This window comes from Caldalkalibacillus thermarum (genome assembly GCF_014644735.1).
GTDB classification, from domain to species: domain Bacteria; phylum Bacillota; class Bacilli; order Caldalkalibacillales; family Caldalkalibacillaceae; genus Caldalkalibacillus; species Caldalkalibacillus thermarum.
Genome location: NZ_BMKZ01000064.1, coordinates 1 through 11,007 on the forward strand (window position 1 = coordinate 1; position 11,007 = coordinate 11,007).

Consider the following 11,007-nt stretch of genomic DNA (forward strand, 5'->3'; position numbering starts at 1 on the left):
ATCTGCGGTACGGGAAGTTCTAGTTCTTACGGAAGAGAAGTTTCAAGAGCTTTTCGATCAGTTTTTGTCGAGTTTGCCCAATTATATCAAGGGTTTACTCGGTGTTTCTGTCTGCGAAAGTTGAGTTTAAATACTTTAAAAGAAGAACTAACTAATGAAGGATTCAAGTACCAAGTAATTTCGTTCAAGAAAAGTTAATAGTACAAGGAAAGGAAAGAGTTTTTGTGCAAAGCTTAGGAGATTAAACAATAGGTATTGCTCCTTTCTTTTCCTTGCGTTAAAGGAAAATCTAACAGATTTTTTAAGTATGTCATTCATCGATTATTTGAATTATATGAACATTTTTATGCTTATTTTTATATTTTTTCCCTAATCTTCTTTGAATAATTTTACCGGCTAATTTACCTAATTCTTGTTTTTTAGACTTTTTAATTGCTGTTCGGCTCACGGATTTTTGTTTATTTGGTTCATCTTTTCGTATAATTTTTTTGCCTTTCTGCTCAATATTATTATCAATTAATTTGTGTTTTTGAGATGTTTTTTTCTTTCCTTTTTTTAATGTTTTCGGAGAATACATTTGTACTTCTTTTGGTGAATAATTAAATCCGGGCTCTTTTCTTTTTAGGGTGATTTCCAAAGGTTTTTGATTGATATAAATGGTCCTATATCCAGCACCACTACGATCTTTATCCCAACGTAAGCGAGTCATAATTACCACTCCTTGGTAATTTATTAAATTCGGGGTCGATGCATTGACGCCCTATACTATACCAAGAGGGATCTTTTCTTTATCAAACTTCAAATTCTTTTATTAGAGAAATGCTCCTTATAATACTGTGAAATTCCGTTTTCAGTTTCAGCTTGTAATCAGTAACCAGGATTTTGAATAAAAACTTAGATAAATTATACCATAAATAAACTGAGTAACGATAGAGATAGATAGATTGGAATAACGCCAACAACTGATCTTACTCAATCGTCTGAATTGTGTCAGCCCTTAATAAAAAGTGTATGCATAAATATTAACACTGCCTAAAAGAAAGAATTAAAGAATTAATGAAGATAATCCATAATGGAGAAGAATGAGCAAAGCAAACCTTCTACGCACCTTTTCCTCGGTAGATGATCTGATTAGAGTGAGAGGAACAGGAGAAGGAAGGCTTAAGAATATTAAACAGCAGGGAATGGCGTGTGTAGAGTAGGGAGAAGGATCATAAAACGGAAATAACAGATTGTAGCCAGTAAGACTGTTTTGCTATTAGCGGGGGAACAGAAAAGGATATGAATCTTTCTGTGTCCTCCCTTTAGACTGACCAGTGATATGGTTTAATTGTTTATGCACGGTTAGCAACTTATAAAAGAAACAAAAAATTTTATTAGAACAATTGTTCGGTGACATCCTTGTGTCAAAATAACGTGTTATTATGATAACGAAATGATGATTTTGTAGGGGTTACAAAAACACCCTATTATTTGTAAGTAGATGCACCATGGAGATCATAGCATTAACTTCCTTAAAGTTGCTGCATTTTATGTTATCCCATTTTGATTCCATATTTGATTCAAATGTGAGTCGTGTACTCTTTCGAAAAAACGCTTATGGTGAAAATTAAGGTATATATATAATGGTAATTTATTTGCAGTTCATGATTTTTAGTTAATCATAGACTTAAATTGAATAGAGAAGGGGGGATAAAAAACAACATTTAAATCCTTATGTCTACAAAATACATAAATATAAAAATAGGAGGCGATTCGTATTATGTTCTTTAAAAACCGACATGTTTCAGTCATTGTTACATTATTTTTGGTCTTTATTTTAGTCTTTACTCCAGCGCTCGAAACTTTAGCTGGAACTCACGTATCAGGCGAACCAGATCGTCTTGCTGGCCAGAACCGATATGAAACTGCTGTTGAAATTTCCAAAGCCGGCTGGCCCGATGGGGCTGAAACAGTCATTTTGGCCACAGGAGAAAGGTTTCCTGATGCCTTAGCAGGGACGACACTGGCTTATAAGTACGATGCGCCAATCCTCCTGACACGAGGGAAAGAGTTAACCGATGTAACAAAAAAGGAGATTCAACGTCTTAAAGCAAAAAAAGTAATTATTCTCGGCGGTGAAAGTGCTGTTTCAAAGCAGGTTGAGAATGCGCTAAAGAACATTCAACTTGAAGTAGAACGTATTTACGGCAACACAAGATATGAAACCGCCGTTAAGATCGCCGAACGCCTTGGCTATGATAAAGAAACTGTTATCATTGCTAGTGGGCAGAACTTCCCAGATGCATTAGCCGTTGCGCCTTATGCTGCAAAAGAAGGAATCCCAATTTTACTCACTCAAAGAGATAAACTTCCTACTGAAACTAAAGAGCCGCTTAAAGGCGTAAGACAAACTTATGTCATTGGTGGTACTCAGGCTGTCGGTGAAGAAGTTTTTGTTGAGCTGCCCAACGCTAAGAGAATCTTTGGTCAGAACAGATATGAAACCGCGGTAAAAATCATTGAAGAATTTGGTTTAGATACTTCAAAGTCTTTTGTTGCAACGGGTGAAGATTTCGCAGATGCGTTAACCGGTGCTGCTCTGGCAGCCAAAGAAGGTTCACCAATCCTGCTAGTCGCTAAAGAGAGAGTTCCAGAACATGTTCAACCTTTACTTGAAACAATTAGAGAAGCCATCATTCTTGGAGGCCCGGGTGCTGTCGGTCAAAAAGTAGCTGAACAATTGCGCCCAGATCACACCCTACCTCCCAAAGATGATCCTGATGGAGAACTACTTTATGGGCACTTTATTGATGTGGGTCAGGGTGACGCTACACTCCTACAAGGCCCAGACTTTACTGTTCTGATTGACGCTGGCCGACATGACAGAAATGATGTTGTGCCGTATTTACAATCTGTTGGTGTTGAATCTATTGATTTGTTAGTTTTAACACATCCACATGCTGATCATATTGGGCAAGCAGATAAGGTTCTAAATACCTTTGAAGTGACAGAAGTATGGATGTCTGGGGATGAACATACGTCCTTAACCTTTGAAAGAGTGATTGATGCTATTGCCGAATCTGGTGCAAATTACAACGAGCCTCGTGCCGGTGAAGTATATGAAATCGGTTCTCTAACAATCGAAGTGGTCAACCCAGATGAACTCACTGGCGATTTCCATGAGGGGTCTATCAGTCTCCGGGCCATTTACGGAGATATCAAGTTTTTGTTTACCGGTGACGCTGAGGCACAGACAGAAAAAGCCATGATTGAACGAGGACATGATTTGAAAGCTCATATCTTCCAGGCTGGTCATCATGGATCTAGCACATCAAACACTCAGGAATTTCTTGAAGCTGTTCAGCCCGAAATCATAATCTATTCAGCGGGTAAAGATAATCCATACGGCCATCCTCATAAAGAAGTGGTTCAGCGGATACTGGACATGGGTATAGCCTTGTATGGAACCGACGTCCATGGTACAGTCATTGTTGAAACTGATGGTAAAACCTATGAAATTAATACTGAAGTTGGTGGCGAGATTGAAATCCCGGTCGAATGCATTGATATTAACTCAGCCTCATTTGAGGAATTACAGCAAATTGTTCATATCGGTCCAGAAAGAGCACAACAGATCATTGAACTCCGTCCATTCTACTCCTTAGACGATTTGTTGCGAGTAGATGGTATTGGACCATCCAGATTACAAGACATTAAAGACCAGGGGCTTGCATGCGTACACCCACCAGAAGAGGATGAAACAAATTGATTGAAAAAGGTGTCATTGACCGTATAGTAGATAACAAACACGCTGTGATTTTAATCGGGGATGATGAGAGGGAAATCATCATCCCCTCCCATCTGCTTCCTTTAGGGGCAAAAGAAGGGACTTGGTTAAAGGTTACCTTTGACGGTGATAAAGTGACTCAAATAGAAATTAATGAGGCTGAGACAGAGAGGGCTAGAGAAAGGATCAGCGCAAAATTAGCAAAACTGAGGGAAAAGAAAAAGAGTAACTTTAAGAAAAAATAATTTACTAAACCGGCTGGTAAACCCTAAAAAGGAACAGGCACACCTGGAGTGAAATTGTGTGCTTTTTGTTTTTTGTTATCCATCAAGTAATGGACGTATAAACTGCTATAAGAATAAAAATCAGGTTGTATTTGAAGAAAGGCAGGAACAAACAGATACCTGTCGAACTAGTAAAATATGACTACCTAATTAGGAAGAGAATTAATTAAATGAAACAAGTATATGTGCGTGGCTCAACGCTTGTCATTTTGTCCTATATTTGGTTTATAGTTTTTATCTGGACAGTTATTGTTGAGTGGATGAAAGGAAACGATTTTGACTCTTTTTATCTAATTGCCGTATATATGGGGGTTGTATTGTGGTTTAATCGAAAAGTGGAAAATAAAACGGAACAAAATAAAGATAAGTCAATTTTTGAGATTAAATACGTTCTTACATCCTTACCAGAGTATTAGGAAGATGGTAGTTGACCCAAAAACAAAGGTAAGAAATACACAAAATGATGGAATATATGTGGGTATGATTCTTAAGTAATATGTAGATAAAGGACATCCAGCAATTTTTTGGGTTGGATGTTTTAGTTATCGCGGGGAGGAAAATGAATGAATACAGAGGAAAATGCAAAGTCTTTGATTGATGAACATTTAAGAGCTTTGAATTGGAATTTGGCTGATTTTACTCAGATAACCAAGGAGTATTCGATACCGAGCGGAGAACGAGCGGACTATGCCGTATTAGTGAACGGTTTGCCCGTTGCAATTATTGAGGCAAAAAAGCAGGGGATGGATTTGAATGCGGCTTTGCTGCAAGCAAAAAATTACGCCAAGAAATTAAACGAACACGGTAAAGAGGTCTACCTGATTTTTGCCTCAGACGGCAAAACGTTTTACCGTCAAAATCTTAAAGCCAATACCAGACCAGAAAAAATCAGCAGGCTAATGACATATGCCGAGATAAAAGATTTTCTAAACCCGGAAACTGATATTCTTTTGGCGGGTTTAAGGAATTATCAAAAAATTGCCGTCTCACAGGTGGTAAGCGCATTTCAATTAGGTAGAGACAGAACCTATATCGAAATGGCTACCGGAACAGGAAAAACGATAACAGCGGCGGGAATAATTGGGAAGCTTTACAAAGTCGGCCTTGTTCGGAGCGTCTTATTTTTAGTAGATAGGGATTCTCTTGCTGAACAGACAGTCCGTTCTTTCAATAAGGTATTAGGTGATACCTTTAAAATAAACCGCTTGACCGGCACAAAAGAGGATAAATATAACGATATTTCTGTTTCAACAATTCAGTTTTTGTATGTAAATGATAAGTATCGTGCATACCCGAATAATTTTTTTGACTTGGTAATTCTTGACGAGTGCCATCGGTCATATTTTGGAGATTGGCACACGGTTATTGAGCATTTCAGGACTGGCAAGGCCAAAGTTTTAGGGTTAACAGCAACTCCTTCTGATAAGGAAACGCAGAGTACCGACGATTATTTTGGAGAGCCGGTATTCAGATACAGCTACTATCAGGGAGTTAAAGACGGCATACTGGCTTTTACCGAGAGATATAAGTTCCTGACCAATGTAGACCTCAGCGGAATTCATGACATGGGTTTTGACTTTGAGCCGGAAGACCTTGGCAGACGTGTGGATGTCCCGCGAAGGAATGAATTAATAGCCGAAAAATATTTTGAAGTAATAGGATATGAGCAGACGCATACGATTCCAAAGACACTGGTTTTTGCGGCAAGCATAGCGCATGCCAATCATTTGCGCGATGCGTTGATAACAAAATACAACGAACTGAACAAACTCCCAAAGGACTCAAGCGAAGCAGAAGACTTTATAGTTGTAATACATAATCAGGTGAGAAACGCCTCTGAACTGATTAGAAAGTTTCAGGAAATCGACAGTGAAATTCGTATTGCCGTTTCCGTAGATATGCTATCCACCGGTATTGATGCTCCTGACATCGAAGTTCTTGTAATGGCTAGGCCCACAAAGTCAAAAATTCTCTATGTTCAAATGAAAGGACGTGCCACTCGTAAGTGTAACGAGCAAGAACACGGCAAGACAAAGGAAAGCTTTAAACTTATCGACTTTGTTGACCTTGCAGGTATTGAAGAGGTTGTTACTGATGAAACTTTAGAAACTGACGAAATAATAGAGAGCACTGAAGAAACAGAGGTATCTTCTGACGGTGAAAAGATGCCTTCAGATAAAGAAGATGGTGAGGGTAAGGAACCTAAAGAAACTGAAAAAATCGAAATGGTGATTGCTGATGTCCCCGTCTGGATAGTCAAGTCAGAAATTGTTACTTCATCTGCTTTTGAGCATATTAGAAAGCAAATTGAGCCGCAACTTAAAGCTATTAAAGAAAAGACGGTTTTAAAAGAAAGATTTGTTCAGGCAGTTTTATCATGGGAAGCTTTGAATCCTGGTATTCCGGTTGATGAAAAATATCTTGAGGCTTTTGGGTTTGACATCAGTACCTTAAGGGATATTTACGGCGAAGTCACTGCCACTTACAAAGATTTTATTGATGTCGCCCTTGGTAAAACAAGGTTTAAGACTGTTGAAGAAAAGAACAGGGATGCTGTTATTGCTCATTTGAAGGAGAAAAAGCATTTGAACGATGAACAAGTGGAATTTATTATGATGTTCTACGATTTTAAGAAACGCAATCCCGCTCTTACCTTTACCCAGTTTTCTAACAGCCAGCTTCTTCAACAAAAGGGTGGAATTGCCCGGATAAAGGGACTATTCGGTTCGCTGGACAAATTTGTTCAGCTTTATGACGAGATAAAAGCAGTATCATTTCTTGATGTGTAACGGAGGGAATATTAATGGCGCAAAACAATAACAAAGTAGATTTTCACAGGCTTGGTTCTGAGCTTTGGGATATTGCCAATATTTTTCGAGACGATACTCTCAAAACCACCGAGTATCTGGAAGAATTTAGCTATTTTTTGTTTCTAAAGCTCTTTGACGAGAGAGAAAAACAAAGAGAAGAACTCGCCCGTTTGGATGGAACTAAATTTGTGCCTGATTTACCAAATCACCTGAGGTTTTCCACATGGGCAGAAAAGATTTTGGCAAGTGATGGAAAAACCGTAAAGACTGACAATGGAGAGTTTACTATAGTCGATTATGTTAGAAACATATTTTCCGAACTGGCCGAAGTTAAGGACCACGATGGCAGGGATTTAAGCCTTTTCAGACGGCTATTTAAAAATCATATATGGCGTATAAGGTACAGCCCGACCATTAAAGAATTGATAAAACGGCTGAAAGACCTTGAGCTTGAACAAAATTTTGACGTTATGGGCAGAGCATACGAATTTGTTGTTCAAAAGCTTGGCGAACAAAAACAGTACGGTCAGTATTTTACTCCTCGCCACATCATTCATTTCATGGTGGAACTTGCTGACCCGGAAATTGGGGAAAAAATATATGACCCTGCGGCTGGTACGGGAGGCTTTATTCTGCGTGCCTTCGAAGTAGTAAAGGGCAAAATTGATAATCTTGTAAAAGCGGGGATGAGAGTTAACGAGTCTACTGCCGCATATAATGGGGTTCAATTTGATGAAGCTGAAATGCTTTACCGAAAACTGAAGGAAGAGTCTCTTTATGCTGTGGAGAAGGCTCCAGACGTTTACAAGCTTGCCCTTATGAATATGATATTGCACAATGACGGTAAATCCAACCTCTTTGAGGCTGACAGCTTAGACAATCGAGCACAGTTAGAACATAAAGAAAAGTATGATGTAGTGTTAACTAACCCACCATATGGTCCACTTGCTCAGTCGCGGGTTGGCACTTTTGAGTTCCATGCCAAACGCTACGAAGCATTGTTCATCCAGCATATTATGGCAGCGTTGAGACCTTCTGAACCAGCTAAAAAGCATTCCAGAGCAGTAGTTATAATCTTGGACAAGATTCTGTTTGACAATTCTTCTGTATTCAAGAATATACGCATGAAGCTCTTACGAGAGTTTGATTTGAAAGCTGCCTTTTCCATGCCGGCAGGCATTTTTCAGCCGTATTCCGGTGTCAAAACGACAGTGCTGTATTTTGAAAAACCCACAAAAGAAGAATGGAATGAGACAAAGAAACAAAATGCTTACACCACAAAGCAGGTACTGTTTGTTGATGTGAAAGATGACGGATTTACCTTAACGACCCAGAGAAGGCCAATTAACGGAGCTTTTCAGGGTGATGAGCCGAACATTTACGAGCCGCCTTGTGGGAACCTGCCTAAAGCGGTGGAAGTGTTTAGAAGATGGATAGATTGGCTTAATAACCCAACAAAGGAACTGCCTGATTTTATAGATAATGATTTCTGCTGGGCGGCGACGATTGAGGAAATCAAGGCGAAAGATTATAACCTTAACCCGGGGCTATATAGGAAGACGATAAAAGGAAAGCAGAAGTGGGAGGTTGTTAGTCTAAGGGAAATATGTGATATTCAAAAAGGAACTTCCATAACTAAAGCTGATACAGTTGAAGGCAATGTACCTGTGATAGCTGGAGGACAGGAGCCTGCATATTACCATAACCAAAGCAATAGAGACGGCAACATAATTACCGTCAGTGCCTCAGGTGCTTATGCTGGGTTTGTCAACTATTTCGATATTCCAATATTTGCCTCCGACTGTACAACAATTAAGTCTAATGATGAGGAAAAAGCATTAACTAAATATATTTTTTATATACTTAAATCGCGTCAAGAAGATTTATATAAGCTCCAACGAGGAGCAGGGCAACCTCATGTTTACCCGAATGATCTGGCCAATATCCAAATCCCTCTTCCACCTCTTCCCTTTCAACAGGAACTGGTTGCTCGGTTGGATAAGCAGCAGGCTATTATTGAGCAGTGCAATGCTATGGAAAAGACCATTCTTGAAGCTGGAATCGACGACAGTATTTTTGAAGGAGATTGGGAATGGGTGGAGTTAGGTGAACTAATAGCGTTACGAAATGGCATAAGCATCTCAAATACGCTTGTTTCTAACAGAGGAAAATATCCAGTTTGTGGTAGCAACGGTATTTATGGATATACTGATAATAACGATAAATTACTGTTTGGTGAAACTATTGTGGTTGGCAGAGTTGGAGCTTACTGTGGAAATGTGCATTATTATGATGTGCCAATTTGGGTAACCGATAATGCTATTGTTGTTACTGTTACCAACAAGGACAAACTAAAAACCAAATATCTTTATTACTTTCTCCTGAGCAAAGATTTGGGAAAATATGCAAATGTGACAGGTCAGCCCTATATATCACAAAGTATAATAAGTTCACTGAAAGTTCCGCTTCCTCCAATTGAAAAACAGCAGAAAATAATGGATTTCCTTAACGTTCAGTTTGAAACGCTGACCAATATCAGAAGGCTAAAGGAAAACGCAAAACAGACCATAAAAATGATTCTGGACAGGGAGGTGTTTGGAGAGTAATGCACACCTCGGTTATCCTGTCCGAAGCGCTGAGATATTTTATTGACAGCGAGCATTTTGAGCTGTCGGTTGTACTATTTGCTGTGGCCGTTGAGCGGCTTATGAAACAGCGTTTATGTGAGCTTGACGATGTGCTGGTGCTGGATAAAAATAACAGTGTAGAACATCTGGTCAGGTTTAAGAAGCTTCAGGATAAAGTTAAAAATATCCAGTCGAGACAAAACCTTATGACCCGTAAAGAAAGGCGCGAGACCTTTCTTACCATTCCGTACAATGAAGTTATTTCACGATACGAAGCGATGTTTAATCTAAACATTGAAGAGGACGAGGCTGTTACGGATAAGCACGAATTGAAAAGAATTCGCGAAGAGCGGGACAGAAGAAAAGCGGCCCTAGTTCGATTAGGCAACATGCGCAATAATATTGTCCACTATTTCGAGTATTATTTTAACCCTGTGGATGAAGGTTTGTTTATTCTTAATGAAATATTACCCTTTATCCGGGAAATGATTCAGGAAGTATCTGATGCGCACAAATATGAAGACATTTTTAATGAGACTGTTTTTGAGAAACTTAAGGCAAAGGAAGAAGAACTCACAAGGCAGCAGTCTGATACCCTAAGCCAAAAATTAAGGGAAAAGAAGGAAGAATATAGCGAGCTAAATCCTGAATTAATTGAGGAGAGGAAAAAAATCAACATCCGTTCTTCCTATGATGAAAGGGAGATTGTACGCGACAGTATGGAATGTCCAGCGTGTGGTAATGTATCTTTTTGTGTGTTAAAGCTCTACTCGGATTCGGAAGAAGACCAAAGCGGCCAATTTATAACTGTAGGCAAATGTTTTGTATGCAGGCTGAAACTGTCTGAGGATGAGCTTAAAAGCACTGGGATGTTATAAACCCCCAGTGTTTCTTTTGTGTTGTGAGCGTCGAGCTCAATTGAACAATTTTCACTAAATCTCTTTGAAAACTAGCTATTTACAATATGGTTTTCTTGTGTTTTAAATGATAACTGTCACCGGTTAGATGAATCATCTTGCTTTTAAAGTTATTCTGTTATCAATATCTCCAAATATTTCTTCAACCTTTTTAACATATCAGTCCGTGGGGACTTTTTATCCTTTTCCCAATTTCTAATGGTTTTCTCATCAACGCCCAAATATTTTGCTGCCTCTTCCAGTGTATGGCCATGATATAGGCGAGCCTTTTTCAACTTTTGGCCAAGTGTTTTTTCGGTGAGTTTATCGTAAAATCCAACATACCAGATGGGTTTATCCAGTGCTTTGGCCAACTTTTTAGCTGTTGTAACTTTCAACCCCGATTTACACTCATATACATCCTTTTCGATATTTCTGATATTTTCAGGGGTTAGCCCGGTTAGTTCCGCCAACTCACGCAAAAATAAATTTTTCTCCAATCGAGCCTTTCTAAGCCGTATTCCGGGTGTATCTTTTTCGTCTCCATGTACCATATGTACAAGGGGTGTGTGTTCCCGTTTAGTTATCACTTTTCCATAGGACTGAACCACACGCTTGTCC

General features: G+C 39.0%; 8 protein-coding genes. 6 read left to right on the top strand and 2 right to left on the bottom strand.

What is annotated here, in order from left to right:
• Window positions 1–310: 310 nt before the first annotated feature.
• Window positions 311–709: a hypothetical protein gene (locus tag IEW48_RS15560; RefSeq protein WP_188624560.1), complete on the bottom strand. Its 399-nt coding sequence runs from the start codon at window positions 707–709 to the stop codon at window positions 311–313.
• 1,053 nt (window positions 710–1,762) lie between these two features.
• Between IEW48_RS15560 and IEW48_RS15565 the strand changes: the two genes are divergently transcribed.
• The 6 genes from IEW48_RS15565 (at window position 1,763) to IEW48_RS15590 (ending at window position 10,368) form a co-directional block, all read left to right on the top strand.
• A complete protein-coding gene (locus IEW48_RS15565; RefSeq protein ID WP_188624561.1) occupies window positions 1,763–3,751 on the top strand; it encodes a cell wall-binding repeat-containing protein in 1,989 nt (662 codons plus the stop codon).
• The gene (locus IEW48_RS15570; protein ID WP_188624562.1) at window positions 3,748–4,014 is read left to right on the top strand and encodes a DUF3006 domain-containing protein; all 267 of its coding nucleotides are present in this window, start codon (window positions 3,748–3,750) and stop codon (window positions 4,012–4,014) included. Before IEW48_RS15565 ends, IEW48_RS15570 begins: the two co-directional genes overlap by 4 nt.
• Before the next feature lie 209 nt (window positions 4,015–4,223).
• Window positions 4,224–4,469 (top strand): hypothetical protein, encoded by a 246-nt coding sequence (locus tag IEW48_RS15575; RefSeq protein WP_188624563.1) that lies wholly within the window; start codon window positions 4,224–4,226, stop codon window positions 4,467–4,469.
• Between the two features lie 147 nt (window positions 4,470–4,616).
• Window positions 4,617–6,842, top strand: coding sequence for a DEAD/DEAH box helicase family protein (locus tag IEW48_RS15580; RefSeq protein WP_188624564.1), 2,226 nt, complete (start codon window positions 4,617–4,619; stop codon window positions 6,840–6,842).
• 14 nt (window positions 6,843–6,856) lie between these two features.
• Entirely contained in the window at window positions 6,857–9,469 is a 2,613-nt protein-coding gene (locus tag IEW48_RS15585; protein WP_188624565.1) for a restriction endonuclease subunit S, read from the top strand.
• Window positions 9,469–10,368, top strand: coding sequence for a hypothetical protein (locus IEW48_RS15590; RefSeq protein ID WP_188624566.1), 900 nt, complete (start codon window positions 9,469–9,471; stop codon window positions 10,366–10,368). The genes IEW48_RS15585 and IEW48_RS15590 overlap by 1 nt, the downstream gene beginning before the upstream one ends.
• Before the next feature lie 149 nt (window positions 10,369–10,517).
• On the opposite strand, the gene IEW48_RS15595 is transcribed toward IEW48_RS15590, so the two are convergent.
• Window positions 10,518–11,007: helix-turn-helix domain-containing protein (locus IEW48_RS15595; protein ID WP_188624567.1), on the bottom strand; the 490-nt coding region annotated here is incomplete at its 5' end.